This is a genomic window from Streptomyces sp. NBC_00078 (assembly GCF_026343335.1).
Lineage (GTDB): Bacteria > Actinomycetota > Actinomycetes > Streptomycetales > Streptomycetaceae > Streptomyces.
In genome coordinates this window covers 2,620,814-2,646,711 of the sequence record NZ_JAPELX010000001.1, presented here as the reverse complement: position 1 = coordinate 2,646,711, position 25,898 = coordinate 2,620,814, and the positions used below count along the sequence as shown (strand labels likewise).

The 25,898-nt window shown below is 69.4% G+C and carries 20 protein-coding genes, 1 other RNA gene and 4 pseudogenes; 15 read left to right on the top strand and 10 right to left on the bottom strand.

Features of this window, described 5'->3' with window-relative positions:
- The first annotated feature begins 18 nt into the window (after positions 1 to 18).
- The 4 genes and pseudogenes from OOK07_RS12300 to OOK07_RS12285 form a co-directional block, all read left to right on the top strand.
- Positions 19 to 1,470: an RNB domain-containing ribonuclease gene (locus OOK07_RS12300; RefSeq protein WP_266796394.1), complete on the top strand. Its 1,452-nt coding sequence runs from the start codon at positions 19 to 21 to the stop codon at positions 1,468 to 1,470.
- A 178-nt stretch (positions 1,471 to 1,648) separates the two neighbouring features.
- On the top strand, positions 1,649 to 2,356 hold the full coding sequence (locus OOK07_RS12295; RefSeq protein WP_266796392.1) for a DUF4158 domain-containing protein: 708 nt from the start codon (positions 1,649 to 1,651) through the stop codon (positions 2,354 to 2,356).
- Positions 2,357 to 2,380: 24 nt separating this feature from the next.
- Positions 2,381 to 2,827, top strand: a complete 447-nt coding sequence (locus OOK07_RS12290) for a hypothetical protein (RefSeq protein ID WP_266796390.1) — start codon at positions 2,381 to 2,383, stop codon at positions 2,825 to 2,827.
- A 54-nt stretch (positions 2,828 to 2,881) separates the two neighbouring features.
- Positions 2,882 to 3,748: pseudogene (locus OOK07_RS12285) on the top strand (Tn3 family transposase); the annotation flags it as partial.
- Between the two features lie 48 nt (positions 3,749 to 3,796).
- Here the strand turns inward: OOK07_RS12285 and OOK07_RS12280 are convergent.
- Together OOK07_RS12280 and OOK07_RS12275 are read right to left on the bottom strand one after the other, a co-directional pair.
- Complete coding sequence (locus OOK07_RS12280; RefSeq protein WP_266801929.1) at positions 3,797 to 4,063, bottom strand: metal-sensitive transcriptional regulator; 267 nt, start codon at positions 4,061 to 4,063, stop codon at positions 3,797 to 3,799.
- Positions 4,064 to 4,160: 97 nt separating this feature from the next.
- Entirely contained in the window at positions 4,161 to 6,317 is a 2,157-nt protein-coding gene (locus OOK07_RS12275; RefSeq protein WP_266796388.1) for an MMPL family transporter, read from the bottom strand.
- A 115-nt stretch (positions 6,318 to 6,432) separates the two neighbouring features.
- Between OOK07_RS12275 and OOK07_RS12270 the strand changes: the two genes are divergently transcribed.
- The 4 genes and pseudogenes from OOK07_RS12270 (at position 6,433) to rnpB (ending at position 8,613) form a co-directional block, all read left to right on the top strand.
- Entirely contained in the window at positions 6,433 to 6,819 is a 387-nt protein-coding gene (locus OOK07_RS12270) for a DUF302 domain-containing protein (RefSeq protein ID WP_266796386.1), read from the top strand.
- 346 nt (positions 6,820 to 7,165) lie between these two features.
- Positions 7,166 to 7,276 (top strand): annotated as a pseudogene (locus OOK07_RS12265) (AraC family transcriptional regulator); the annotation flags it as partial.
- Between the two features lie 19 nt (positions 7,277 to 7,295).
- Positions 7,296 to 8,078, top strand: a pseudogene (locus OOK07_RS43420) (EamA family transporter); the annotation flags it as partial.
- A 130-nt stretch (positions 8,079 to 8,208) separates the two neighbouring features.
- An RNA gene (gene rnpB / locus OOK07_RS12250) (RNase P RNA component class A) lies at positions 8,209 to 8,613 on the top strand.
- A 537-nt stretch (positions 8,614 to 9,150) separates the two neighbouring features.
- Here rnpB and OOK07_RS12245 read toward each other — a convergent pair.
- Both OOK07_RS12245 and OOK07_RS12240 read right to left on the bottom strand, forming a co-directional pair.
- Positions 9,151 to 11,769, bottom strand: a complete 2,619-nt coding sequence (locus OOK07_RS12245) for an alpha-L-arabinofuranosidase family protein (protein ID WP_266796382.1) — start codon at positions 11,767 to 11,769, stop codon at positions 9,151 to 9,153.
- A gap of 270 nt (positions 11,770 to 12,039) precedes the next feature.
- Positions 12,040 to 13,539 carry an arabinofuranosidase catalytic domain-containing protein gene (locus OOK07_RS12240; RefSeq protein ID WP_266796380.1) on the bottom strand — a complete coding sequence of 500 codons (1,500 nt, stop codon included), beginning with the start codon at positions 13,537 to 13,539 and terminating at the stop codon, positions 12,040 to 12,042.
- Between the two features lie 511 nt (positions 13,540 to 14,050).
- On the opposite strand from OOK07_RS12240, the gene OOK07_RS12235 reads away from it, so the two are divergent.
- Complete coding sequence (locus OOK07_RS12235; RefSeq protein WP_266679704.1) at positions 14,051 to 15,082, top strand: substrate-binding domain-containing protein; 1,032 nt, start codon at positions 14,051 to 14,053, stop codon at positions 15,080 to 15,082.
- A 583-nt stretch (positions 15,083 to 15,665) separates the two neighbouring features.
- Here OOK07_RS12235 and OOK07_RS12230 read toward each other — a convergent pair.
- Positions 15,666 to 16,235 (bottom strand): Fic/DOC family protein, encoded by a 570-nt coding sequence (locus OOK07_RS12230; protein ID WP_266796377.1) that lies wholly within the window; start codon positions 16,233 to 16,235, stop codon positions 15,666 to 15,668.
- The gene (locus OOK07_RS12225) at positions 16,232 to 16,582 is read right to left on the bottom strand and encodes an antitoxin VbhA family protein (protein ID WP_266679700.1); all 351 of its coding nucleotides are present in this window, start codon (positions 16,580 to 16,582) and stop codon (positions 16,232 to 16,234) included. Before OOK07_RS12225 ends, OOK07_RS12230 begins: the two co-directional genes overlap by 4 nt.
- A 504-nt stretch (positions 16,583 to 17,086) precedes the next feature.
- Here OOK07_RS12225 and OOK07_RS12215 point away from each other — a divergent pair.
- From OOK07_RS12215 to OOK07_RS12205, 3 genes are all read left to right on the top strand, one after another.
- Positions 17,087 to 17,884, top strand: a complete 798-nt coding sequence (locus OOK07_RS12215) for a helix-turn-helix transcriptional regulator (RefSeq protein WP_266679698.1) — start codon at positions 17,087 to 17,089, stop codon at positions 17,882 to 17,884.
- A gap of 66 nt (positions 17,885 to 17,950) precedes the next feature.
- Positions 17,951 to 18,823: a phytanoyl-CoA dioxygenase family protein gene (locus OOK07_RS12210; RefSeq protein ID WP_266796374.1), complete on the top strand. Its 873-nt coding sequence runs from the start codon at positions 17,951 to 17,953 to the stop codon at positions 18,821 to 18,823.
- Positions 18,820 to 19,131: a hypothetical protein gene (locus OOK07_RS12205; RefSeq protein ID WP_266679694.1), complete on the top strand. Its 312-nt coding sequence runs from the start codon at positions 18,820 to 18,822 to the stop codon at positions 19,129 to 19,131. The genes OOK07_RS12210 and OOK07_RS12205 overlap by 4 nt, the downstream gene beginning before the upstream one ends.
- Positions 19,132 to 19,236: 105 nt before the next feature.
- On the opposite strand, the gene OOK07_RS12200 is transcribed toward OOK07_RS12205, so the two are convergent.
- The 3 genes from OOK07_RS12200 to OOK07_RS12190 form a co-directional block, all read right to left on the bottom strand.
- Positions 19,237 to 19,806, bottom strand: coding sequence for a LacI family DNA-binding transcriptional regulator (locus OOK07_RS12200; protein ID WP_323182944.1), 570 nt, complete (start codon positions 19,804 to 19,806; stop codon positions 19,237 to 19,239).
- Between the two features lie 66 nt (positions 19,807 to 19,872).
- Positions 19,873 to 20,577, bottom strand: a complete 705-nt coding sequence (locus OOK07_RS12195) for a response regulator transcription factor (protein WP_266796372.1) — start codon at positions 20,575 to 20,577, stop codon at positions 19,873 to 19,875.
- On the bottom strand, positions 20,574 to 21,752 hold the full coding sequence (locus OOK07_RS12190) for a sensor histidine kinase (RefSeq protein WP_266679690.1): 1,179 nt from the start codon (positions 21,750 to 21,752) through the stop codon (positions 20,574 to 20,576). The genes OOK07_RS12195 and OOK07_RS12190 overlap by 4 nt, the downstream gene beginning before the upstream one ends.
- A gap of 347 nt (positions 21,753 to 22,099) precedes the next feature.
- On the opposite strand from OOK07_RS12190, the gene OOK07_RS12185 reads away from it, so the two are divergent.
- From OOK07_RS12185 to OOK07_RS12175, 3 genes and pseudogenes are all read left to right on the top strand, one after another.
- Positions 22,100 to 22,633, top strand: coding sequence for a hypothetical protein (locus tag OOK07_RS12185; RefSeq protein WP_266679688.1), 534 nt, complete (start codon positions 22,100 to 22,102; stop codon positions 22,631 to 22,633).
- A 708-nt stretch (positions 22,634 to 23,341) separates the two neighbouring features.
- The gene (locus tag OOK07_RS12180) at positions 23,342 to 24,088 is read left to right on the top strand and encodes an AfsR/SARP family transcriptional regulator (protein ID WP_266796369.1); all 747 of its coding nucleotides are present in this window, start codon (positions 23,342 to 23,344) and stop codon (positions 24,086 to 24,088) included.
- Between the two features lie 16 nt (positions 24,089 to 24,104).
- Positions 24,105 to 24,710, top strand: a pseudogene (locus OOK07_RS12175) (response regulator); the annotation flags it as partial.
- Positions 24,711 to 24,763: 53 nt separating this feature from the next.
- Here OOK07_RS12175 and OOK07_RS12170 read toward each other — a convergent pair.
- Positions 24,764 to 25,897, bottom strand: coding sequence for an Nramp family divalent metal transporter (locus OOK07_RS12170; RefSeq protein WP_266679684.1), 1,134 nt, complete (start codon positions 25,895 to 25,897; stop codon positions 24,764 to 24,766).
- Between the last annotated feature and the right edge of the window lies 1 nt (position 25,898).

Below are 25,898 nucleotides of genomic sequence, written 5' to 3'. Positions count from 1 at the left end.
CGGCCCTACGCTCGCTACATGCCCCGCCGCCACATCCGCGTGACCGGCGCCCCCGAAGCCCCCCTCCGGGCGGCCCTCACCGCACTGCGTTCCGGACTCGGCGTCCCGGAGAGCTTTCCGCCCGAGGTGCTCGCCGAGGCCGAGCGGGCCGCGAAGGCCCCCGTCCTTCCGTCGTACGACGCCACGGACATCCCCTTCTTCACCATCGACCCGCCGGCATCGACCGATCTCGACCAGGCGATGCACCTGTCCCGACGGGACGGCACCGGCTACCGCGTCCGTTACGCCATCGCGGACGTCGCCGCGTTCGTCGCGCCGGGAGCGCCGCTGGACGCGGAGGCCCACCGGCGGGTGGCCACGCTGTACTTCCCGGACGAGAAGATCCCGCTGCATCCCGCGCCGCTCAGCGAGGGCGCCGCCAGCCTCCTCCCGGACCAGGTCCGACCGGCGGTGCTCTGGACGATCGACCTCGACGCGGAAGGCCGCACCGGCGCCGTCGACGTCCGTCGTGCCCTCGTCCGCAGCCGGGCCAAGCTCGACTACACCGGCGTACAGCGGCAGATCGACCGGAGGACGGCCGAGGAGCCGCTCGCGCTGCTGGCGGAGATCGGGCAGGCGCGGCAGCGGCTGGAGGCGGAGCGGGGCGGGATCTCGCTGAACGTGCCCGAGCAGGAGATCGTCGAGCGAAACCACGCGTACGAGCTCGCCTACCGGGCGCCGCTGCCCGCCGAGGGATGGAACGCGCAGATCTCCCTGCTGACCGGGATGGCGGCCGCGGATCTGATGCTGGCGGGTGGCACGGGCGTGCTGCGCACCCTTCCTGCCGCCCCGGACGGCGCCGTCGGCCGTCTGCGCCGTACCGCGCAGGCGCTGCACATCGAGTGGCCGCACCATGTCTCGTACGCCCAGCTGATCCGTTCCCTCGACCCGCACCGACCGCGGCACGCGGCGTTTCTCCAGGAGTGCACGACTCTGCTGCGCGGCGCGGGCTACACCGTCTTCCGGGACGGGGCCCTTCCGCCGATCACCACGCACGCCGCGGTCGCCGCCCCCTATGCCCACTGCACGGCGCCGTTGAGGCGGCTCGCCGACCGCTACGCGGCCGAGATCTGCCTCGCGACCGTGGCCGGCGAGCCCCCTGCGGACTGGGTGCTCGCGGCGCTGGGCGTGTTGCCGAAGGAGATGGCCGACGGCAGCCGGCTCGCGGGCGCGGTGGAGCGCGCGTGCGTGGACATCGTGGAGGCGGTGCTGCTCAAGGACCGGGTGGGCGAAGTCTTCGACGGGTACGTGGTGGAGGTCGAGGAGCGCCAGCCCGCGGGCCGTCAACTCACGGTGGGGAAAGTCCAGTTGGAGTCTCCGGCGATCATCGGCCGGATCGAGGGCGAGCACCTGCCCCTGGGCGAGCGCCTGCGGGTCCGGCTCACGCAGGCCGACCCGGAAGCAGCCACCGTGCGCTTCGCGCCTGCCTGACCGCTGGTGCAATCGGCTGCGCAATCGCCTGCGTAATCGGCCCTGTTCTCGTATAGCTACCGCCAGGTGGCGTGTAGCGCTCAGTAACCTTCCGGCCACAGTTGTGCTCTTCTGATCTTCTCTCCGGCTCCGCCTCGCCACCCTGTGGTGATCCAACTGGTTGGGCGAGGGAGCATGGGTGCGGCAGGACTGGGAGCCGGAAGACCTGATCGAGGTCTGGACGCTGCTCGAAGACGACATGAAGAAGGTGCGGAACAAGTCCGGGGCGACCCGGTTGGGCTTCGCGCTGTTGCTGAAGTTTTTCGAGGTGGAGGCCCGGTTCCCGGAGTCCGCCAGGGAGATGCCCGCGGCGGCGGTGGAGTACGTGGCCCAGCAGGTGAAGGTTCCCGCCGGGGCGTGGGCGGACTACGACTGGCAGGGCGACCGGATCAAGCGGCACCGCAAGGAGATCCGGGAGGCGTACGGGTTCAGGGCGAACACCGAGGAGGACCAGGAGCGGCTGGCCGAGTGGCTTGCCGCCGAGCTGTGTCCGGTGGAGCTGTCGCGGGAGCGGCTGGCAGAGGCGGTGGTGGCCCGGTGCCGTAACGACCGTATCGAGCCGCCGGCCCCGGGGCGGGTCGGGCGGCTGGTGGGCAAGGCGGTCACGGACTTCGAGGCCCAGTTCTGCCGCAGCCGGGTGGAGCGGATCTCGCACGCGACGCGCTCGCGCCTGGAAGATCTGGTCGCCGGCAGCGGGGAGGAGACGGGCGAGGGAGTGGACGGTGAGGGTGCGGTGTCGGGCGGCGGGCGGTCGCACTTCGCCGAATTGAAGGCCGACCCGGGGGCGCCGGGGCTGGAGAGTCTGCTGGCGGAGGTGAACAAGCTGAACCGGGTGCGGCGGTTGTAGTTGCCCGCGGACTTGTTCGCGGACGTGTCGGAGAAGGTGGTGGACGCGTGGCGGGCGCGGGCGGCGAAGGAGTACCCGGCGAACCTGGAGCTGATGAAGCCGCCGCGGCGGCTGACGCTGCTGGCTGCGTTGTGTCATGTGCGGCAGACGGAGATCACCGATTCGCTGGTGGACCTGTTCATCCAGCTGGTGCTGAAGATCAACACCCGGGCGGAGCGGAAGGTCGACAAGGAGCTGAACGCCGAGCTGAAGAAGGTCCGGGGCAAGGAGGGGATGCTGCTGCGGGTCGCGGAGGCGGCGCTGTCGGAGCCGTCCGGCACGGTGCGGCGGGTGATCTATCCGGTGGTCGGCGGGGAGAAGACGCTGAAGGCACTGGCGGCGGAGGCCGCGGCGAACGAGGCCCGCTACAAGGCGAGGGTCCGTACGGTGCTGCGGTCGTCGTACTCGGCGCACTGGCGCCGGATGCTCTAGCCGCTGCTGGGCGCGTTGGAGCTGAAGTGCAACAACACGGCCTACCGGCCGGTGATGGACGCGATCGATCTGCTCCAGCGGTACCTGGAGCAGCCGCTGAAGGAGGGGGCGTTCTTCGATCCGGCGGAGAGTGTGCCGCTGGCGGGGGTGGTGCCCGAGCAGTGGCGGGCGGCGGTGGTGGACGAGAAGGGTCGTGTCGAGCGGATCCCGTACGAGCTGTGCGTGCTGGTCGCTTTGCGGGACGCGGTGCGGCGCCGGGAGATCTGGGTGGTTGGGGCGAACCGGTGGCGTAACCCGGAGGATGAGCTGCCGGCGGATTTCGAGGACAACCGGGACGTGCACTACGCCGCGCTGGGCCAGCCGCAGGACGCCAGGGAGTTCATCGCCGCTCTGCAAGGCAAGCTCCGTACCTCGCTGGACCGCTTCGAGCGGGCGCTGGCGGAGGGCACGACGGGCGGGGTGGCGATCGTCAAGAAACACGGCGAGCCGTGGATTCGCGTCTCCCCGCGCGGCAAGCAGGAGGAGCCCGAGAGCCTGGTGGCGGTCAAGGGCGAGATCGAGCGGCGCTGGGGCACCATCGACCTGCTGGACATCTTGAAGTACGCCGAGTTCGACACGGACTTCATCGCCGAGTTCGCCTCGGTCGCCACCAGAGAGAATCTGTCCAAGGACGTGTTGCGGCGCCGGCTGCTGCTGGTCCTGTTCGGTCTGGGCACGAACATGGGGATCAAGCGGGTCGCGGTGACCGGCAAGCACGGCGAGTCGGAGGCGACGCTGCGGCGGGTGCGGCACCTGTTCGTCAACCGCGCCAACATGCGCGCGGCCCTGCGGAAGCTGGTGAACGCCACCTTCGCCGTCCGGGATGAGATGTGGTGGGGTACCGGCACTGCGTGCGCCTCCGACAGCCGCAAGTTCGGCGCCTGGTCCTCCACGGACGAACTGATGGTCGTGGTGCGCGGCCGAGGTGTGTCAGGCAAGGGCGAGGAAGAGTTTTTCGAGTTCGGCTTCGCCCATCGGGGGTGTGTCCTCGTCGGCGGCGGTCATGCACTGGCGCATGCCACTGGCGATGATTTTGAAGCCGGCGCGGTCCAGGGCGCGGGAAACCGCGGCGAGCTGAGTGACGACGTCCTTGCAGTCGCGGCCGGCCTCGATCATGGCGATGACACCGGCGAGCTGCCCCTGGGCGCGACGGAGGCGGTTGAGAACGGCGGTGCTGGCTTCCTCGTCGACCTTCACGGGCGGCTCCTCCGAGTGGGTTTATTACGGTCGATCGTACCCCCTGGGGTATCGGTGACCCCGGCGCGGGGCCGGAGGCCACCAGGGCAGGGGGCGGTCAGTCGTGGGAGAAGCGGATGTCGGGCAGGACCCTGCGCAGCCACGCGGGGCTCCACCACGCGGCACGGCCGGTGACGCGGAGCAGGGCGGGGAGCAGAACGAGTCGGATGAGGAAGGCGTCGAGGAGAACGGCGGTGCCGAGGACGATGCCCATCTCCTTGGGCGGGAGCGGCTCGGCGAGGGCGAAGGTGAAGAAGACGGCGACCATGACGCCCGCTGCCGCGAAGATGACGCGGCCGGAGTGCGCGAGGGCGGCGGTCATGGCCTTACGGGGGTCGCCCGTGCGCTCGAAGTGCTCCTTGGCGGAGGAGAGCAGGAAGACGGTGTAGTCCATGGCGATGGCGAAGATCATCGCGAAGAAGAAGACCGGACCCCAGCCGTCCAGGAATCCCTGCGGGTCGAAGCCGAGCAGCCCGGAGCCGTGGCCGTCCTGGAAGATCAGCCGGGCGACGCCGAAGGCGGCGGCGGTGGCGAGGAGATTGGTGAGCACCCCGAGGGCCGCGATCAGCGGGGCCTGGAGGGCGATGAGCAGCAGGACGAAGCCGAGGGCCAGGATGACGCCGATGACCAGCGGGGCCTTGTCGTCCAGGGCCTGCTTGAGGTCGATGTTCTCCACGGCCGCGCCGCCGACCGACGCCTGGCTCGGGAGTTCGGCCCGGAGGGTCTTGACGGTATTTGTCAGTGACGCGTCGGAGGGGTCGACCGACGGCATGGCCTGGATCAGGCTCCAGCGCGAGCCGTCGGCGGCCGGCTGGGCGGGCAGGACGGCGGCGATGCCGTCGGTGGAGGCGAGGGTGCGGGCCGTGGCCGGTGCCTGGGCGGTGGGCGTGACGATCTGGAGCATGCCGGGGGCGCCCTTACCGAGGGCCTGCTGCACCATCTCGTAGCCCTGCCGTGAGCTGTCGGAGGCGGGGACGACGGTGATGGACGGCATCGCGGTCTTCAGCCCGAACACCGGGACAGCGAGCGCGACCAGGACCAGCACCGCGGGGACCCCGTAGCGCAGCGGGTGACGCCACAGCTGCTCGCCCCAGGCGCCGAAGCGGGGGGAGACGACCTGGTCGGTGCGGGTCCGGGGCAGGGCGAGCTTGTTGATGCGCGGGCCCAGCCTGCCGAGGACGGCGGGCAGCAGAGTCAGAGTCGCGGCGAGCACGAAGACGACGGAGAGCATGATGCCAACGGCCATGGTGCGGACCGCCGGGGCGGGCACGAGCATCACGGCGGACAGGCTGACGAGCACGGTCAGTCCGGACAGCAGGACGGCCTTGCCCGCGGTGTCCATGGTCTCCTGCACCGCGCGGCGTGGGTCGCCGTGGCGGGCGAGGGCGCCGCGGAAGCGGATGACCAGGAAGAGCGCGTAGTCGATACCGAGCGCCAGGGCGAACATCAGGGCGAAGTCCATGGCCCAGATGGAGATCGGCGTGACATGGCTGATCAGGACCAACGAGCCCACGGAGGCGGCCAGCCCGGCCATGGTGAGCAGCAGGGGAAGGCCGGCGGCGACGAGCGAGCCGAAGGCGATCACCAGGACGACCAGGATGACCGGCCAGGACAGAATCTCGGCCTTGATCATCGCATCCAGGTTGGCGGTGTTGAAGTCGCTCCACAGGACGGACGCCCCAGTGGCCCGCACGTCGATGCCGTCGGTGGACAGCGCGCGCAGCGGATCCTTGAGGTCGTCGGAGGCCCGCACCATGTCGTCCGGGTTGGCCTTGGCGCCGCCCAGCAGCACGGCGGTCCTGCCGTCCCGGCTGATCGTCGCCCCGGCCCGGGGCTGGACGACCTCGGAGATCCGGTCGTCGGCGGTCAGCAGCCCGGTCGCCTTGGCGAGCACGGTCCGCACGGCGGGGTCGGTGACCGGCCGGTCGGCGTGGACGACGACCTGGATCGCGGTGGAGCCGGTGCCGCCGAAGTGCTGCTGGGCCAGCTCCCGGACCGCGACGGACTCCGATCCGTTGCTCTGCCAGCCCGCACCGGACAGTGCGGTGGTCACCTGCGGCGCGAAGACACCGAGCACGGCGACCACGATCACCCACCCCACCAGGACGGTCCTGAAGCGGCTCGCTGTCCAGTCGCCGAGGCGCCCCAGCGGGCCGGGTCGGGAGGGTGGGAAAGGCGGGGCTCCGGTCTTCGGGGCGTGGTCGACGCTCGTCATGGAATCCTCCTGAGATACCCCGGGGGGTAATTTGGTCTGCGGCGACGAGCGTACACGATACCCAGGGGGGTATTGTTGAGTGTGTTCGCATGCTTGCCCATCAGGGGAGAAACCCGTGAGCTACGACCGCACCGTCAGTCTGACCAGCGACTTCGCCACCACGGTCGATGCCGTACGCGAAGCCCTCGCCGCCCAGGGCTTCGGCGTCCTCACCGAGATCGACGTCACGGCCACCCTCAAGGCCAAGCTCGGCCACGACATGGAGGACTACCTGATTCTCGGCGCCTGCAACCCGTCCCTGGCCCACCGCGCCATCGAAGCCGACCGCGCCATCGGTCTGCTGCTGCCCTGCAACGTCGTCGTACGCCGAGAGGGCGACCACACGCTCGTCCAGGCACTGGACCCGAACACCATGGTCACTCTCACCGGCCTGCCCGCCCTGCAGCCCGTCGCACAGGAGGCCGCTGCCCGCCTGGACGCCGCCCTTGCCTCGCTCGCCTGACCGCCGGCGAGATCGCCGCCTTGTGAGGAGCGACCTAACGCGCCGCTGTGGATTATCGCCAGGTACGGGCGGCCCCCTCACGGCCGCTTGGCTCCCGGAGAGGATTGCGCGAAGGCGAGGGCCCACGTCGCGCGCACCCGATCCTCACCGGTCGCTCCGTGCGGGGCGCAGGCACGACAGCGCCCAGCTTCCCCCGGTAATGCCTGATGCCCACTGCGCCCGGTGACCACCACCCGCACAGGACGCGGTCGCCGGGTGAGGGCTCGCGAAGCTGCCACCGCGCAGCTGTGCGTGACAGTCATCGTGTTGCGCGATTCTCACAAATGACCCAGTAAGGCACACGGGGGCCTCCCTCGTCGGCTTCGCGGACCAGGCGCACCTGACCCGCTGGTTCCGCCGGGTGCTGGGGGTGACTCCGGCGGCGTACCGCAACAGCGTTCAAGACGGCGGGTACTGAGCGCGCGCATGGTTTCCGCATGACTGCACGCGGCTGGTTCCTGTTCTCCCTCATGGGAGTCGTCTGGGGCATCCCCTACCTGATGATCAAGGTGGCGGTGGACGCCCCGCTCTCCCCGTCCATGGTGGTGTTCACGCGCTGCGCCCTGGGCGCGGTCCTGCTGCTTCCCTTCGCGATACGGCAGGGCGGCCTGCTCCGCACGGTCCGTACGCACTGGATACCGATGCTGGCCTTCGCGTGCATCGAGATCATCGGCCCCTGGTTCACGCTGACGGACGCGGAGAGGAACCTGTCCAGCTCGACGGCCGGCCTGCTGATCGCGGGCGTCCCGATCGTCGGCGTGGTCGTGGCCCGCTTCTTCGGGGACACGGAGCGCCTGGGCGTACGGCGGATGACGGGTCTGGCGCTGGGCCTGGTGGGTGTGGGAGTCCTCACCGTCCCGCACCTGACCGGCGCAGACGCCCGCTCCCTGGGCGAGGTCATGCTCACGGTCCTGGGCTACGCGACGGCACCCCTGATCGCGGCGCGCCGGCTCAAGGACGTCCCGACCCTCCAGCTGACGGCCCCCTGCCTGGCACTGGCGGCACTGGTCTACGCGCCGGCCGCGGGGGCGACGTGGCCCTCGGAGATGCCGTCGGCACCGGTGCTGGTGGCGCTGGTGGGCCTGGGCGCGATCTGCACGGCACTCGCCTTCGTCGCGTTCCTGGAACTGATCAAGGAGGTCGGCCCCACCCGGGCGACGGTCTTCACGTACGTCAACCCGGCCGTGGCGGTGGCGGCGGGAGCCCTGTTCCTGGGCGAGGAACTGACGGCGGGCATCGCGGCGGCCTTCACCCTGATCCTGGCGGGCTCGGTCCTGGCGACGGCGGGACCCGGTTCCGGCTCCGGTCCGGTCGAACGCACACGCCGGGTAGCATGGTCGACACGGCAGACGAGCCGGGCGGACGGCCGCGTGGAGTCCTCTTGACGGAGGCTTCCCGAGGAACGTCCGGGCTCCACAGGGCAGGGTGGTGGCTAACGGCCACCCGAGGTGACTCGCGGGACAGTGCCACAGAAAACAGACCGCCGGGGGCTTCGGCCTCCGGTAAGGGTGAAACGGTGGTGTAAGAGACCACCAGTGCCCAGGGCGACCTGGGCAGCTAGGTAAACCCCACCCGGAGCAAGGTCAAAAGGAAACACCCCGGTGTTTCTGCGCGGACGTTCGAGGGCTGCCCGCCCGAGTCCGCGGGTAGACCGCACGAGACCGGCGGCAACGCCGGTCCTAGATGGATGGCCGTCTCCCCGGCCGCCGCGAGGCGACCGGGCGACAGAACCCGGCGTACAGCCCGACTCGTCTGCCCCCAAGAGTCCCTGGCCAGTGAAAGTGCCGGTCAGGGGCTCCTTTTGTGGAATCTGAGGCTTAGTCAGAACCCGTACCGCACCGGTTCAAACGGGGTCGCACGGCTACGTGCGTAGCCATGAAAGCAGCCATGGGCTCCGAGGGTGGAGATTGGCGGCGACGGGTTCTGGCCTGCGGCAAGAGGCCTCTGCCCTGCGTGATCCGGATGGTCCGGCTGCGAAGCCTGGGCAAGGCGCGAAGCTTCGTGAGCTTGTACCTCTTCGACAATCCGGCTTCGTGGGCAAGCTGCATGCTTGACATTTGCCCCCGGGCGGATGCGCCCCGGCTTGGCCCGGGGGCGACGTGGATGCCGACCCCCAGGCCGGGCCGATCGAGGCCCCGCCGGCGGATTCCGACCGGCCGCCGCCGAGCACCACGGGGCACTGTTCGGCCTGCTGTGCGCCAGGACTGCGAGCCGCGTTCCCGCACGCGAGACTGCACCCTGCCCGCCCGCAACGAGCAGGCAGGCAGGGTGTGTTGTGGCATTCGGCAGGCGTCAGGTCAGGGTGAGTTCCAGGACCGTGACGGAAAGTGCCGGCACGGTACTGGTGAATGTTGCCGCGGCGCCCTTGACCGTGCTGGTGCTGGGTACGAGGGTGTTGGGGTCGGCCAGGGTGTTGGTGGTCGTGCGTGAAGGGCCCGTCAGGACGGTGGCGGTGGCGTTCTTCTTGACACCCTTCGCCAAGCCCTTCAGTTCGACCGGCACGGTCGCCTTCTCCGTCCCGGAGTTGACGATCGCGACGTAGAGACGGTTGCCGGAGCGGGTGGCCACGGTGGCGAGGCCGGGCAGCGCGCGTGCGGTGGCCGGCAGCACCGTTTTGCCCAGTTGGCTTGTCAGCATTTGCTGCGCCCAGTAGCTGGGCGACACGTAGCTGGTGAGGTTGTCGTAGGCGATGAGGTTGGTGGCCCACACGTTGTTCTTGACGTGGGAGAACAGCGGCGCGTAGCACTCCATCAGGACCTGGTCCGAGTTGCGGATCAGTCCGGCCAGCCAAGCGGCATCGCCCAGCGCGGCGTTGAGGTCGGGGGTGGGGCGGCCCTCCTGCGCGGCCCACTCACCGACGAAGACCTTCGTCGAATTGCGGTCCCGGTTGTCGTACTTGTGGGTGGAGGCCTGGGCGGCGGACGGCGCGAGATAGTAGTGCTCGTCGATCAGGTCCGGCGTGCGGCTCGTCACCGACGTCGTGGCGATCAGCTTCAGGTGCGGGTACTTCGCCTTGATCGCGTCGTGGAAGGCCGTGAACCGCTGGTCGTAGGACCCGGACGAGTCGAACCAGTCCTCGTTGCCGATCTCCACGAACTCCAGTGGGAACGGCTCCGGGTGTCCGTCGGCGGCCCGTTTCGCGCCCCAGGTGCTGGTGACGGGGCCCGTGACGTACTCGATCTCGTCGAGGGCGTCCTGGACGTACGGCTTGAGTGCGTCGCCGGTGACGTGTTCGCCCTTCAGCGTGTAGCCGGCGAAGACGGCGAGGACCGGCTGGGCGTGCATGTCCTCGACCCATTGCAGGTATTCGAGGAGTCCGAGCCCGTCCGTGGACCAGTAGCCCCAGGCGTCGTCCATGTGGCCGGGGCGCTCCCAGACCGGTCCGATGGTGTTCTTCCAGTCGAACCGCGTCGCGATGGTGCTGCCCTCGAGGAAGTTCCCGCCGGGGAAGCGCAGGAACTTCGGCTTCAGGGCGACCAGTTTCTCCATCAGGTCGATGCGCAGGCCGTTGGGGCGGTTGTTGTAGGTGGGTGGGAAGAGGGAGACGTGCTGGAGCCAGAGGGTCTCGCCCGCGGCCGCGGGATCGGCGGTGGTGACGGTCAGCCTCGCGTCGCCGGTCACGGGGGCGCCTGAACCGGTGCGCAGGGTCAGCTCGAAGGGGTGGTCGGGGAAGGCGGTACCTATGTGGGGCACCCGTGCGGAGGCGTACACCGTCGCGCCGTCCGCCGACTCGATGGCCACGGTGAGCGGGCCGATTCGGCGCGATGCCTTGGCGAAGAGGCGGGCGGTGTAGGTGGTTCGGGGGCGCACGGGTATGCCCCAGAAACCGTCGTTGGCCACCCCGGCCCGGTTTCCGGCTCCCGTACCGTTCGGCAGCACGACCTTGAGGGAACGCTTGAGGACGTCGTTGAGGGGAGTGGTGGTGTCCAGCGTGAGGGTGGTTCCGCCGACGGCGGACCAGTGGGCGGGCGTGGTGTCGCTGGCCATCATCGAGCGGTTCTGCACCAGCTCGGCGTAGATGCCGCCCTCGCCGGAGTGGTTGATGTCCTCGAACATCAGGCCGGGAAGGATGGGGGAGACCGCGTGCGCGGGGTGGGCGACGTCCACGCTCAGCAGCGGTGTCGTGGACTCCACCGGCACTCCGGCCAGCGTCGCGACCTGGTCGGAGGTGAGGGCGGCCGGGAACATCCATACGTCGTCGATCAGGCCGTGCCACTGGTCGACGTGCCCGCCGCCGTAGAGCGCCCGGCCGATCGCCGTGTCGCCGGTGCCGGTCCAGCCCGCGGTGTAGGCGGTTTCGCCTTCCAGCACGCCGTCGACGTAGAGGCGGGTGACACCGGCCGAGGGGTCGCTGACGCCGACCAGATGGGTCCAGGTGCCGGTGGTGGGGGCCGAGGCGGCGGCCGCCACGGCGGCGTTCTGGGTGGCGTCCGCGTCGAGGCGGGCGAAGGCGAAGGTGCCGGTGTCGTCGCGCAGCCCCAGGTAGAAGGAGCTGACCACCTTGCCGTCGATGCTGACGGCGGTCTGGTAGCCGCCCAGCTGACTGAGGTTGACCCAGGCGGCCACCGAGAACGCCTTGGAGGTGTCGAGGACGGGCCCGGACGCGGTGGCGTTGCCGCCTGCCGTGAGGCTCAGGCTGTGGGCGCCGACCTTGCCGGTGTCCCAGGCGGCCGCACCCTGGAGCGTGGCGGGGTGAGCGTTGCCGGACGAGTCGGCGGCGGAAGTACCGGAGCCCTCGTCGAAGGTCCAGTGTGCGGTTGCGGCGGGCAGGTCCGAGGCGGTGGCGTCCGCGGCCGTGCCGGAGCGCTCGGCGGCCCGGGCGGGAGCGGAAGCAGCGAAGGTCCCGGCCAGGGACGCGGCACCGAGGGCTGTCAGGACGGTTCTGCGGGGCAGTCCGGCTTCTGAAGGCATGCGGCAATTCCTTTGCGAGACGGATCGGTCGGACACTGCGTGTGGGGCGCGGCGGGTGGAACGAGGCTGACCCGGGGGAGAGAGGTAAGTGCCTTTCCGCCGGCGGCGGCTGGATGTGCGTGGAGCCCAGGCGCGGATCAGTGCGCTCCGGGCCGGCTGTGGAGGGTGAGGTCCGGGCAGTCTGGAGGCCCGTCCACCGATCGCGCTCCAAGACGGGCCGATGGTCCGCCGTCGGGGAGGTCGGCGGGCCATCGGCGACTCGTCGTTCGGTCAGGGCGCGATGTTCCACTGCTGACAGGTGTTGTCGAGCTGCTGCCACTGACGGACCGCGGTCCCGTTGGCCGTTGAGCAGTTCGTCACGTCGAGCACCATGCCGGTGTTGACGTTGCTGATGGTGTAGTGACTGCCGACGGCGGTGACGTCCCACTGCTGGCAGGTGTTGCCGAGCGAGGCCCACAGCTGGACGGCCGTGCCGTTGGACTGACCGCAGTCCTTGTCGTCCAGGACCGTGCCGCTGTTGACGTTGGTGATCGTGTAGTGGCCGTTGCCCGCGCCGGCGAACTTCCACTGCTGGCAGGAGTTGCCGAGCGAGGCCCACTGGTCGATCGCGGTTCCGTTGGCCGTCCCGCAGTTGACGGCGTCGAGGACCTTGGAGCTGTTCACGTTGGTCAGGCGGTAGGCGGTGCCGGCGACCGGGAAGCTCGCGGTCGGGGTGGTGTAGCCGACCGAGGTGACGTTGGCCTGTACGGCGTTGTCGGCGGCGTCCGTCGGATATCCGGAGGTCATGACGCCTTCGAAGAAGGATCCGGCCGAACCGTTGCTGTTGTCACCACCGGTGCCCAGGACGATGGCGCCTTCCAGGCTCATCGGGGTGTATCCGCCGAGGTTGGGCAGGGCCCCGTTGTACCAGGTGGTCAGGCTGCCCGACTGGGCGTTGCCGCCCTTGATGGCGTAAGTGGTCTTGCCGTTGTTCTTCTCCAGGGCGGTGACGAACTCGCTGGAGTTGCCCTTGTTGTTCGAGTTGGCTCCGTTCCCTCCGAAGAAGAGCCCGTTCTCCAGGTCCGCCTCGACCCAGGGGCCCGATCCGGCGCCGGAACACGAGAACCAGCACTCCGTACCGAAGTTGATCGCGTCCATGTGGCCATTGCCGGTGTCGTTGCCGGACGTCTCGGCGTTGCCGTAGTCGAAGCAGCAGCGGTTGTTCACGTGGTGGCCGCTGGTCACCATGTAGGCGCCCTCGGGGGAGCTGCCGGTGGCGATGCCCGTGGTGCTGTTGTCGCGGTAGCCGACGCCGGCGTTCACGAAGATGCCGTACGCCTTGTGGCCGCCGACCGTGACCGGCAGAGCGTTCGCGATCGCGCCGACGTCCTGTCCGCCGTTGCCCCCCGGCCCCTCGATGGTCAGGTCGTTGTGGTTCGAGCTCTGGTCGTAGATCTTGGTGATGACGCAGGTCGTGCCGGAGCAGAAGGAGTCCTGCGCCGCGGCGTTGGCGTAGCCGCCGGCACTGAGTACGCCGATGTTGGTGGTGGCGGAGTCCGAGGCGCGCTTGACCTGGTAGAGAGAGCCGTTGTAAGAGGCGTAGAGCGCCCGCGTGGTGCTGTGCGCCGCGGCGCAGGGCGTCCCGGCGGAACCGTAGATGTCGCAGGGCAGCGACGAGGCGGCCTGGGCCGTGCCAGCGGTGCTGATGGTGGCGGCCAGGATGCCGGCGAGCAATGCCAGGACCGCGCCCACCACCCTCAGCCGGAGCCCTCTCAGATGTGTGGCTATCACTGTGGACCTCTTCCGTCTTGGGTTCGACCCGCCGAGCAGGGGAATTGTGAGCGCTAACAATGGGGGCTCTCGGATGCCGCCACTTATCCGAGCTGTATGGGGACGGGGGTACGGTCGGCCTGTCGGACGCCCTGTTGGAGCTGGACCGGGATGCTGTGCCTGCACTGTTCTCGCGAGGTCGATGATGATCGACCGGTCTCGCGACTCCGTCTTTTTACGCCGGGATGAACATCCGGTCAACACTGCTGAACAGTCAAGAGTGTGCAAACAAAGGTCATGCACTCCCATAGCTCCGGCGCCCGGTCGGCATTGCGTAGGCGACGCTGGCGGCGACAAATGGGCAGGTCAGAGCGGTTCTAGGGCCTGTCAACCCGGTTGAGAATTCCGAAAGAGAGCGGTTGGAGCGCCTTGACTCTCAGGATGTGTGCGCTAACAATTCGCCCACGACGCGCTGCCCCCCATCGGAGAAGGCGCCGGATCGGATACATGATGGTGCGTGAGAAGGTGGAGCATGGACGCGGATCGTGCACCGGTGATGGCGGACGTGGCCCAGGTCGCGGGCGTCTCGCACCAGACCGTCTCACGGGTCCTCAACGACCACCCGAACGTGCGGCCGGCCACCCGGGACCGTGTGCTCGCCGCCGTCCGTGAACTCGGCTACCGCCCCAACGCCGCCGCCCGCACCCTGGCCACCCGCCGCACCCGCACCCTGGGTGTGATCAGCTTCAACAGCACGCTGTACGGCCCGGCTTGCATGCTCTACGGCATCGAGCAGGCGGCCAGACAGCACGAGTACTTCGTCACCGTGGCCGCGATCGGCACGCTCGACCGGCGCTCGGTACTGGATGCCGTCGACCGGCTTCGGGACCAGGGCGTGGAGGGGATCATCGTCATCGCGCCGCAGAGCACCGCGGTCGCCGCACTGGCGAACGTGCCGTCGGACGTGCCCCTGGTCGCGGTCGGCTGCGGCACCCACACCTCGCTGGCCTCGGTCGCCGTGGACAACGAGGCGGGTGCCGAACTCGCCACCTCCTACCTGCTCGACCTTGGTCATCGCACGGTGCACCATCTGGTCGGGCCGCGCTCCTGGCTCGACGCGCAGGAGCGCGAGGCCGGTTGGCGCAACATGCTGGGGAAGCGTGGCGCTCCGGTGGTCGAACCGCTGGGCGGCGTCGACTGGACGGCCGGCACCGGGTACGAGCTCGGTCAGCGGATCGCCGCCGACCCCGATGTCACCGCGGTGTTCTGCGCCAACGACCACGTGGCCCTCGGCCTGCTGCGAGCCCTGCAACAGGCCGGGCACCGAGTGCCCGAGGACATCAGCGTCGTCGGTTTCGACGACATGCCGGAGACCGAGTACTTCGGCCCGTCGCTGACCAGCGTCCGTCAGGACTTCGACGAACTCGGCCGACGTGCCCTGCGGGCGCTGATCGAGATCGTCGGCGATCCCGACGCCGGGATCCCGGCGTCCGGCGAGACACCCCACATCGTCATCCCGCCCACTCTTGTGGTGCGAACCTCGGCCACCCGCCCCCGGCGCTGACCGGCGTCGCCCCGGTCGCACCACCGGCCTGCACTGAGAAAGGGAAGTCCGCCATGGACCGCTTCCCGTCAGCGTGAGCGCCGGCCATTCGGCTGGGGGACCACCCCCGATCACCAGGGGTCGTCACAGCGAGTGCCATAAGCCGAACGACCGTTGCTGCCAAGCCACTTGGGTCGCGATCCCGGCGAGGCTGGCCGTCCTCCGCTCCGATGGCCCCCACGACCTGACCCACCGTCAGGCACTCACATATCGTCACCGTGCCGCCCTCACCGCGGCCGTTCACCACGGTCGGCGCTTTCGCACGGCCACAGCAGGCCACTCGCCCGCCTGTGCTTGCTGACTGCACCACCACCGACCATCCCCGCCCGCCTCCCAGGCACCGCCATGCCAACGGCCGGAGACCGTCGGCGGGACCGTGACCTCCGACGCGGAGACCATCCTGGCCAACAACCCCGACGTCAACGGCCTGTACGGGGTCTACGGCGAAAAGTGCCTCGGGCAGAGCTGAGAGTCCCTGAGAAGTCCCTGGAGCGGAGGGGCGCAACGCCCTTTCGAGGATCCTTGCCGGCCGGAGTGACGGGCGTCAGTTCGTGGTGACCAGCTCGTCGAGTAGCTGTTCCAACAGATTGTTGTCGCCGAGGAAGCTCTTCACTGAGGCGTCCTCGTTGCGCTGAGGGTCCAGGATCGACCAGTTCAGGTCGTAGCCCGCGTCGGCGCTGAGCTGGGTCAGGAACGCCCGCTGGGTGCGGCCGTTGCCCTCGCGGAACGGGTGGATGACGTTCAAGTCGCCGTACAGCGCGGCAAGTCGGATGACGAATTCCTGCCGGGGGAGATCCCGTAGGTGGCCGGACGAGGCGAGACGGCCGAAGACCTCTGCGGCATAGGGCATCAGGTTTCTTACCGGGCAGAATGGTGTGCGCTTGGCGATGTTCACGGTGCGTAACTCACCTGCCCACGGATAGATGTCACCGAAGATCGTGGCATGGAACGCTTGGAGATGGCCGAGGTCGTACGCGCCGGGTAGGGGGCGTTCGGCGAGAAGGACGAGGCGTGCCCGGGTGATGTCCGCCTCCGCCGCCGCGAGCAGCTGATGGTCGGTGATGCCGAGTTTGTTGCGCAGCACGCCGTTGGGCATGGCGTACGGATCGTTCACCCTGCCCGCCGCTCCGAAGTCTGTCGGTGGCGGGCGATCGCGCGGGCGACAAGGGTGTCCGCGTCGAGGTCGCCCTTCACATATGCCTCGGTGTCGCGGTCGGAGGCCTTGGATGCCTGGAGCCCCTCGGCCTCGATGGAGCCAGTGGCCGAGGCGACGGCCGCACGTCGTGCCGCTCGGCCGCTCAGCGCCTCGAAGGCCTCGACGGACAGGAGGACGCCCTGGGGCTTGCGGTGGGCGCCGATCAGGACCGGGTCGGCATCCGCGCCGGACTCCGACAGGTCAGTCAGGATCCGCGACAGTCTCGCGCGCGCATCGCTGACGGTCACGACCTCAGGGATCTCCATGCTGTCACCGTACCCATATAGAGGCTTGATTCTGTACAGATTCTAGTACGGATTCCAGTGAGCGTCCCGTCCCGGGCCGGTTCGCCGTCCTGGAAGCGGAGCTGGACAACGGGCCGGTGGCGCCACGGGGGCTGGGCAGGTGTCGAACCGAGCCGAGACCGCGAGGTCCTCGCCCGTGTCGGCGGGGTTGAACGGGACCATCGGTGCATCGCGCCGATTGAGTTCGGTGATCACCATGTCGAAGGTGATGTCGTCCGCATTGGCGGCCACCAGAACCGGTGCCGAGAACGACGAGGCCCCCGTCCGGACCGCTCCGGCGCGGGGCGCCTCCTTACGTAGCCATCAAGGTAGCCACGGAAACGCCCTCCCTGCACGTTTGTGCAGTTCATAGCGTTGCGGTAGCTCTCCCCGGCGTACAGCCCGACTCGTCTGCCGCTCCAAGTTCAGGTACGGCCCCGTACGCTGCTCAGGTGTGCTTTTGACGGTAGGGCGGATGCAGGAACCGTGACTGAACTTCAGCCCGTACGGACGGCATTCGTGCGGCTCGACGATCCGCCGGTTCCGGCGGCCATCGGTATCGGCGTGCACGGACCGGCCGGCCGGGTGGACGAGTTCAAGCTGCCGGACCTCTGGCAGCTCCATCTCTACGACTACGAGGCCGACCTGAGAGTGGGCGGCGTCGAGTACGCCATCCGCCCCGGCAGTGTCAGCCTGGTGCCACCCGGAACGCCGGTGCGCTACCGCTACCGGGGGCGCTCCGAACACCTCTACGTCCATCTGCGGCTCGGCGCGTGCGGAGAGCCGCGTGAGGTGGCGACGGTTCAGCATGCCGGGGCCCAGACCGTCGTGCTGGACCGGCAGTTGCGGCAGGCACTGGCTGCCTGGCCGCACGCGACGGGGCGGGCGGTGGCCGAGGTGTGGGCCGCGCTGTGGCGGGTGGCCGAGCTCGACCCGCCCCGCGACCGGACCGCGCAGGCCGCCCATCCGGCGGTGGCCGTGGCGGTGGCCCTGATCGAGGCGCGGCTCGCGGAGCCGCTGACCGTACCCGAGATCGCGAGGGAGGCCGGAGTCTCCCACAACCACCTGACGCGCCTGTTCCGCGCGGCCACCGGGCAGACGGTGATCGGTTATGTCCGTGCGCGCAGGATGGCGCAGGCCCGGCACCTGCTGCGGGCCAGCACCTTGTCCGTCTCCGCCGTCGCCGCGACCGTCGGCATCCCCGACCTGCAGGCGTTCAACAAGGCCTGCCGCCGTGAACTCGGAGCCTCCCCGCGCGCCGTCAGGGAAGGAAGCGGAGGGTGAGAATCAACCAGTGGACGGTGAACGCCGCCCACGCGATCCGGCGCGTCAGCTCCTAGCGTGTGGGTCATGGAAGAAGCCGAGAACGAGACGAAGAAGACACTGCAGGCGGGCGGAGCGCTGCTCAGTTCGGTGCAGATGGCACGCTTCGTGGCGCGCGGGTCGCTGCGCCTCGACGCGGTGGTCCCGCCCGAGATGAACGCCCAGGCGCTGCGGGTGCTCGCGGACGGCATTGCGCCGGTGCCGTACGGAACACCCGTGACCCAGGCCTTCGCACCGGGGTCCTTCGCCCGCCGACTGCTGGAACTACCTGCAGTAGCAGGGGCGTTGCACAGCCTTGTCGGTCCGGGCCCGACCGTCGACCACCACGCCGTGCACACCCGCGAGCCGCACGAAGGACAGGCCCAGCCGCTGCACGCGGACGCCATCATCGACGTACGGCCGGACGCCTTCGACGTCCAGCTCATGTACTACCCGCAGGCGGTGACCCTGGAGATGGGCGGCACGCTCAGCGTGCCCGGCAGCCATCTGCGGCGGATCAACGAGTCCGACACCGGCCGCTACCAGAATCTGCGCGGCCAGGACCGCCTTGTCTGCCCGGCCGGAACTGTGGTGTTCCTGCACCACGGGATCTGGCACGGTGGCCGTCGCAACGACAGTGACATCCGCCGCTACATGTTCAAGATCCGGTTCAACCCCCGGGTGCGGCAGCGGCTGCTGTGGGACACCACGGACCTGCACGACCCCCGCGTGCACACCGAACTGGACGCGACGTTCCCCTGGTACGAGCAGGCGGCGGGCCGACTGGAGCGGTACAACCGCGTCCTGCTGTGGCGCGAGCTGACCGGTGACGACGCATTCGACATCGACTACTGGGTGACCAGGACCGCCAACCGCCCCAAGGCACCCGCCGACATCCGCCCTCAGGAGACAGCCGCATGACCGTCGACACCTCCACCACGGCAACGACACTGCGTCAACAGGTCCTGGTGCTGTACCTGTCCACCTCCGCCCTGGACTCCTGGGTCGTCGGCTGGTCGCGCTACGACGGGACCGGCCGCACCACCCCGACCTCGGGCGACAGCGACGAACCGCCCTACGAGACGGGCCTCGAAGCCCTTCTCGACGGCTGGCGGCTGATCCAGGCCTCCCAGCTGATCCCGCCCACCCCGGGGCGTGAGTACGACGTCTCCTTCCTCAAGCACGAGTTCCTGTTCGAGCGGATCGTGGACGTACGGGCGCAGCCGTGACCGGCGCTCGCCACCGCGTGAGCTGAAGCGGACGCGGGTTCGAAGCGGGGGGGGGCACCACCGGCCACGGGCCGGGCCGGGAGTGCCGCGCCCGTTCCCGAACGCTCAGTCCTGCGGCGGTGGGGCCGTGCTCTCACGGACCACGAGACGTGTGGCGATCTCCAGGCCGAGCTGGGGGACCTGCTCGCCGCGGCCGAGCTTCAGGGCCAACTCCGTTGCCGCTGCGGCCATTTCGGCGAGCGGCTGGTGCACGGTCGTCAGCGGCGGGTCCGCCCAGGCCACGACCGGCACATCGTCGTAGCCGACCACGCTCAGGTCCTCCGGGATGCGCAGCCCGGCATCGCGCGCCGCCTGGTAGACGCCGAGCGCCTGCAGGTCGTTCGCCGTGAAGATCGCGGTCGGCCGGTCGGGGCGGGCAAGGAGTTTGTCCGCCGCGGCCTGTCCGTCCTCCCGGGTGAGTCCCGTGCGGATGATCAGTTCCAGGTCCGCCGGAAGCCCGGCCGTCTCCAGCACCGAGCGGTAGCCGGCCACCCGCGCCAGGCAGAACGCGTGATCGGGACCGCTGATCATCGCGATACGCCGGTGGCCGAGGCCGGCCACGTGGCGTGCCGCGGACCGACCGCCCCTGAAGTTGGTGGCGCCGACGTACGGGACGCCGTCGGGGACGTCGTCCATCGGGTCGAAGACGGACGGGTCACCGTGTCCGGGCTCGATGCCAGGGGGCGGGGCTGATGGCCGAGGTCATCCCGATGCGGGCCGGTCCGGGATATCCGTGATGTCCGTGATGCCTCGGGAGCGTGCGTAGTGGACCGCGGCGGCTCTGTCCCGGCTTCCGGTCTTGGCGAAGATACGGTTGATGTGCGTCTTCACCGTGGCTTCCGTGACGAACAGGGTGTGCGCGATCTCCCGGTTGGTCTGGCCCTGCACGATCAGCCGCAGTACGTCGGTCTCGCGCGCGGTCAGACCGCCCGGGTCCTGCGACAGCAGGGGGCCGCCGGCGGCCGCGGCCAGCAGTCGGGTCTGCACGGCCGGGTCGAGGATGGCCTGGCCTGCGGCAGCGGCCGCCAGGGCACGGCCGATCTCGGCCTGGGTGGCGTCCTTGGTCAGAAAGCCCAGCGCCCCGGCTTGCAGGGCGTGCAGGATCGACGCGTCATCGTCGTAGGTGGTCAGGATGACCACCTGCACATCCGGATGGTCGGCGCGGATCGCCCTGGTGGCTTCGATCCCGTCGCGGCGCGGCATGTGCAGATCCATCAACACCACCTGCGGCGCGTGCCGGGCAACCGCTTCCATCGCCGCGTCGCCGTCGCCGACCTGGGCCACCACCTCGATCTCGGGCAGCAGGCCGAGCAGGAGACCCAAACCTTCACGGACAGCGGTCTGATCGTCGGCGATCACGATCCGGATCGGCGCCTGCGCGCTCTGGGCACTGCTTGGGACACTCATGACGGAATCCTCGCCGTAAGCTGCCAGCCGCCGTCCAGCGGGCCCGCGCTGAGTTGCCCGCCGGCCAGCTCGGCCCGCTCGCGCAACCCGGTCAGGCCGTAGCCCGCGCCGGTGTCGGCCAGCGGTGCCGCCGCGTCGGACGCCGGATTGGTCACCGTGAGTCTCGTCTCCGTGTCCTGATAGTCCAGGGTGATCGACACCGGCGCGTCCGGCGCGTGCTTGCGGACGTTGGTCAACGCCTCCTGAGCCGTACGCAACAGCGCCAGTCCGGCTTGCGCGGGCAACGCCTTGACGTCGCCCGTGACCGCCAGGGTCGCGGCCGAGCCGTCGGCGTCCTGATAGTCCTCGGCCAACGTGGCGAGCAGCGCCGGTAGTTGCACGGCGTCGTCCTCATGGTCCTCACGCAAGGCGTGGATGGCGCGCCTGGTCTCGATCAGCCCTTCACGCGCAAGACTGCTGGCCCGTCTGACGCAGGTGGACGCCGTCGCGAGATCCGGATGCTCAGGCAGACCATCACTGTCGAGCAGTGCCGAGGCGGCCTGCAACTGCACTGACAGCGAAGCCATCGAATGTGCGAGCACATCGTGGATCTCCCGGGCGATCCGCGCACGCTCGGCCAACGCGGCCACCCTTGCCTCCTCTATGGACAACCTCGCACTCTGCGCAAGTAACTGCTCGGCCTGTCGAGCGCGCGCGGAGTAGTCGTCGCGGACGCGTCCGGCGAAGAAGAACCAGCAGTACAGCAACAGGCTGACGGCGAGTTTGGCCGTGCTGCCGCCCACGGCGAGCTGCCCGCACGACGCGCCCAGGCAGGCGAGCGCTGTGACACCGAGGGCGGCCGTCAGCTCCAGCAGGTAGCCGGCCATGAACCCGGCCAGGCAGCCGAACACCAGGCTGACACCGTGGTGTTGCAGTGAGGCGAGCAGGCCGCCGCCCGCCGCCAGACCGCCGAGCGCCAGCGTCAGGACGCGCCGGTCGAGCACCTCGGCGAAGACGCACAACGCCCAGCACAGCGCGGCGACCGACAACGCCAACGCGATGGCGAGTCCACGGCCCTCGGCGCCCGGAGCCGGATGCCCGGTGAGGCTCTCCGCAATGACCAGAACGAGGCCGAGGGCGCGCGCGGTCCGCAAGGGCCAGGCGAACCACGCGGACCGCGGGGCTGAAGCGGGCATTCAAGCTCCTTCGAGATGCTGCGCTCTTTCCAGAGAGCTTTCCAGAGATCTTCCACCAGTCCGAATTCCAGAACGCTGCGCCGGAACTTTCGGCGGTGGTACCCAAGTGGCCGGAAACGTACGGCAGTCCGGAGTCGCCGTTCGCACGGCAGCGGCGTACTGGGTTCCCGGGTTTCTCGGCGCACGCGGCGCGGGTGTGCGGACCGACGCCCGGGTGGAGACCGGGTGGAGGCCGACGGTTCCACCCGGCATCCACCCGGCTTCAATCCGCAGGCTGAGGCGTCGACAGCACGCGATTCCTAGCCTTGAGGATGTCGGAACCACCGGAGTGACACAAGGAGATGCTCATGGGCGCCAGCGTTTGGATCGTCAACCTCGCGGTGCTGATTGCGGTGCTCGAGGCCGATCTGGGTCGCCGCAAGATCACCTGGTTCCGGATCGCCAGGCCACTGCTGCTGTCCGCAGTGATCATTCCCGTGTACATCAAGCACCCCGCGTCCAGCGGTTCCGGACTCGCCCTCGAGGTGGCCGGCGCCGTGGTGGGCATCCTGTTCGGGCTCTCGGCGGGCGCCGTGATGAAGGTGCACCGCGACCCGGCGACCGGGCGGGCGGTCTCCTACGCGGGTATGGGCTACGCCGCGCTGTGGATCGCGGCGATCGGCGCCCGTCTCTTCTTCGTCTACGGGGCGAACCACATCTTCGACCGGCAGCTCGGCCACTGGCTCGTGAACAACCAGATCAGCTCCGACGCGCTGACCGATGGCCTGATCTTCATGGCGGTGACGATGACTCTCTCGCGCACGGCGACTCTGGTCACCAGGGCTGTGACGGCCAAACCGGCGGCCGTCACGCAGGCCGGATCGCTGGCTGCCGTCAATTGACAACTGCCGGGCGAGGCGGCCCTGTCGGACCCGGGTCCCGCACCGTGGCAGATGCGGCAGATGCGGCAGATGCGGCAGATCTGATGTCCCTGACGAACCAGAAGTCCCCGTCGGCCTTGCTGCCGACGGGGATTTCTCGTACCCGCATCCGCGGCCGACCCTGCCGTGATCGATCTTGATGTCGCCTCGACGGCCTCGACCACGGCTATAGGGCAACCTGCTGTGGAGCCCTCGTCACCCTGCGTCTCCCAAAGGGGCGTTCCACTGCTGCCGAAGTGAGCAGTGCGCAACCTCGCAGAAGCCCGTCTGTAGCCTGCGGCGCGGCCATCCTGAGATCCTTGCGAAGGAGTCAGGCCCCTAACCGCTGTATGACCGGGTTTAGGGGATTGAGTCAACACGGGGAGCACGATGAAGAACTGGAATATCGCCATGACCGCGCTCAGCGCATTGTGCCTGAGCTTGGCGGTGTCGCTGGGTGCGCATTATGCGGGACCCTCTGATCAAGCGTCAGCTGCTGTTCAGCACGCTGCGGCCGGAAATTCAGGTGCCGTGGGCATCTCGTTGTGCATATCGGTATCGCCGGACGATCCGGGCTGGGACTGCACCACGTAGCCCGCCAAAGGCGCGCCGCGTAATTCTTGAATTCGCGGCGCGCCGCTGCGCGGCATTGATGAACGAACGGAGTGGTCAGAGACAAGGGGGACGTTCATGGAATTGCGCATTCTTGGGCCGATCGAAGCCTGGCATTCCAACGAAGAAATACGACTTGACGGGACCAAACAACGAACATTCTTGGCTTCATTGCTGCTCGGTCGGGGACGCATCGTTCATGACGTCCGGCTGGCCGAACATCTGTGGGGAACGAATCCGCCGTCCACGCTGGACGCCCAGCTCTACACGTACGCCTCGCGACTGCGTTCCTACCTGGACGGGCATGTGCGCGTTGTGCGCCGGGCTCCGGGGTATCTGCTGCACACCGACGGAGCGTGGATCGACATCGTCGAGTTCGACAGGCAGCGCCGTCGGGGCGACGCGGCACGGGACGGAGGCCACTACGCGGCAGCCGCCGCTGCCTACCGCGACGCGCTGGCGCTGTGGCGAGGACCCGCGCTCGCCGGGGGCGCCGACCCGCTGATCAGCGCCGAGGCCGCCGCCCTGGAGGAGACGCGGCTGGCGGTGCTGGAACGGCGCATCGAGGCCGAGGTCGAACTGGGCCGTGCCGTCGAACTCCTGCCGGAGCTACGCTCGCTGGTGTCCTGCCATCCCCTGCACGAAGGCTTCCGGGCTTCGCTCATGGCCGCCCTCTACGGGGCGAACCGCCAGTCGGAGGCCCTGCTCGAATACGACAAGATGCGCCGCATCCTGCAAGAGGAGCTCGGCGTGTATCCGGGGCCGGGGCTCAGCAGGCTGTTTCAGGGGATCCTGGCCGGCGAACTGCCCCAGAAGGTCGCCTGAGGTGAGCCTTGCCGTGATGCTCGTCGACGATCACGCGATCGTCCGCGAGGGGTTCAAGCACGTGCTGCAGGCGCAGGACGGCATCGACGTCGTGGTCGCAGCGGACCGATCCCCGCAGACGCATGTGCTGGCCCGTCGGCACGAGCCGGACGTCATCCTCGTCGACACCCGGATGGACGCCGGCAGCGGCCAGGCATTCCTGGACCGGCTGCAGACCTCGGTCCGCGCGGAGCGGACCAGGATCGCGTTGCTGACCGACACGGCCGACGACGCGGAGTTGTTCCGGGCGTTGCGCGCCGGGATCAGCGGAGTCCTGCTCAAGGACATGTCGGCGCCGGAGCTGGTCCACGCGGTCCGGTCGATCGCCCGCGGGCATGCGGTGATAGGGCCGGCGCTGACGCGCCGGCTCATCGACCGCTTCGAGATCTTCCTGCCGCCCGAGGACGCCTTCAGCTACACCGTCAGCGTGCTCACGGAGCGGGAGCGTGACGTCCTGACCGCCATCGGCAACGGTGGCTCCAACCAGCAGATCGCACGTGATCTGCATCTGACGACCGCCACCGTGAAGTCGCACGTGTCCAACATCCTGTCCAAGCTGGGCCTGCCCAGCCGCGTGCACGCGGCACTGCTCGCTTATCGCATCGGGCTGGTGCGCGGACATGGCGGCCCGGAACGTCACACGGCTTCCGCAATGGTCCACACGTTCAACGCGACCAGCGCGCAGGACAGTGCCGTCGCCACCGCTGTCGTCCAGACGCCGGCCCGGCGTTCGCCCATCACGTCCTTGCGGCGTGAGAGCCAGATCAACGGTGCCAGGCCGAACGGGACTCCGAACGAGAGCACGATCTGAGACAACAGCAGCGCCCGGGTGGGGCTGACCCCGGCGCTCAGCAGAATCAGCGACGGGACGAGTGTGACCAGCCGGCGTACCGTCGCGGGAGGCGAACGCCGCAGGAAGCCGCGCATCACCTCCTGGCCGGCGTAGACGCCGACTCCGGTCGAGGCGAGTCCGGCCACGAGCAGCGCCAGGGCCAGGATCAGTGCGGCCGTGGGGCTCTGTGCCGCCAGGATGTGATGCGTCTGCTCCATCGTCACCGAGGCGTCGGCGCGTCCGTGCAGTGCCGCGGCGAAGATGGCGAGCATCGCGAGGTTGACGATGCCGGCGACGGTCATCGCGGTCATCACGTTCAGCCGGTGCGCCCTGACCCCCGCGTCGGCGTCGACGCGGGGCGTCCGCGCGGCCAACGCCGAGTGCAGATAGATCACATGCGGCATGATCGTCGCGCCGACCAGGCCGGCCATCAGGGCGGCCCCGTCGCCGGCGGGCAGCTGCGGAGCGAGTCCGGCCGCGGCCCCGTGGACCGACGGACGTACGACGGTGACGACGGCGGCGAAGCAGACGAACACCGTCGTCAGCGCCGTGGCCATCACCCGTTCCACCCCGCGCCGGCCGCCCGGCGTGGCAGCCATGATCAGGAAACCGACCGCACCGGCGAGCAGCCCGCCGGCGAGCAGCGGCATGCCGGTGAGCATGTTCAGGGCGGTGGCCGTGCCGGCCACCTCGGCCAGGTCGGTGGCAGCGCACACCAACTCGGCCTGCAGCCACAGCGGCCACACCGCGGCCGGCCGTAGCCGCTCCCGGCAGAGCTGGGACAGACCCGCGCCGCTGACGGCGCCGAGCTTGGCCGCAAGATACTGCACGAATGCCGCGGCGACGCTCGCGGTGAGCGCCGCCCACATCAGTGCGTACCCGACCCCGGCCCCGGCGGCGGCGCTCGCCGCGAAGTTGCCGGGATCCACATAGGCCATG

Excerpts from the sequence above, each read along its gene's own strand:
- OOK07_RS12205 (WP_266679694.1), top strand. The coding sequence starts at position 18,820 with ATGACCGTCGACACCTCCACCACGGCAACGACACTGCGTCAACAGGTC.
- OOK07_RS12170 (WP_266679684.1), bottom strand. The coding sequence starts at position 25,897 with ATGGCCTATGTGGATCCCGGCAACTTCGCGGCGAGCGCCGCCGCCGGG.
- OOK07_RS12235 (WP_266679704.1), top strand. The coding sequence starts at position 14,051 with ATGGACGCGGATCGTGCACCGGTGATGGCGGACGTGGCCCAGGTCGCG.
- OOK07_RS12200 (WP_323182944.1), bottom strand. The coding sequence starts at position 19,806 with ATGGACGACGTCCCCGACGGCGTCCCGTACGTCGGCGCCACCAACTTC.
- OOK07_RS12190 (WP_266679690.1), bottom strand. The coding sequence starts at position 21,752 with ATGCCCGCTTCAGCCCCGCGGTCCGCGTGGTTCGCCTGGCCCTTGCGG.
- OOK07_RS12245 (WP_266796382.1), bottom strand. The coding sequence starts at position 11,769 with ATGCCTTCAGAAGCCGGACTGCCCCGCAGAACCGTCCTGACAGCCCTC.
- OOK07_RS12195 (WP_266796372.1), bottom strand. The coding sequence starts at position 20,577 with ATGAGTGTCCCAAGCAGTGCCCAGAGCGCGCAGGCGCCGATCCGGATC.
- OOK07_RS12185 (WP_266679688.1), top strand. The coding sequence starts at position 22,100 with ATGGGCGCCAGCGTTTGGATCGTCAACCTCGCGGTGCTGATTGCGGTG.
- OOK07_RS12210 (WP_266796374.1), top strand. The coding sequence starts at position 17,951 with ATGGAAGAAGCCGAGAACGAGACGAAGAAGACACTGCAGGCGGGCGGA.
- OOK07_RS12300 (WP_266796394.1), top strand. The coding sequence starts at position 19 with ATGCCCCGCCGCCACATCCGCGTGACCGGCGCCCCCGAAGCCCCCCTC.
- OOK07_RS12225 (WP_266679700.1), bottom strand. The coding sequence starts at position 16,582 with ATGGAGATCCCTGAGGTCGTGACCGTCAGCGATGCGCGCGCGAGACTG.
- OOK07_RS12275 (WP_266796388.1), bottom strand. The coding sequence starts at position 6,317 with ATGACGAGCGTCGACCACGCCCCGAAGACCGGAGCCCCGCCTTTCCCA.
- OOK07_RS12180 (WP_266796369.1), top strand. The coding sequence starts at position 23,342 with ATGGAATTGCGCATTCTTGGGCCGATCGAAGCCTGGCATTCCAACGAA.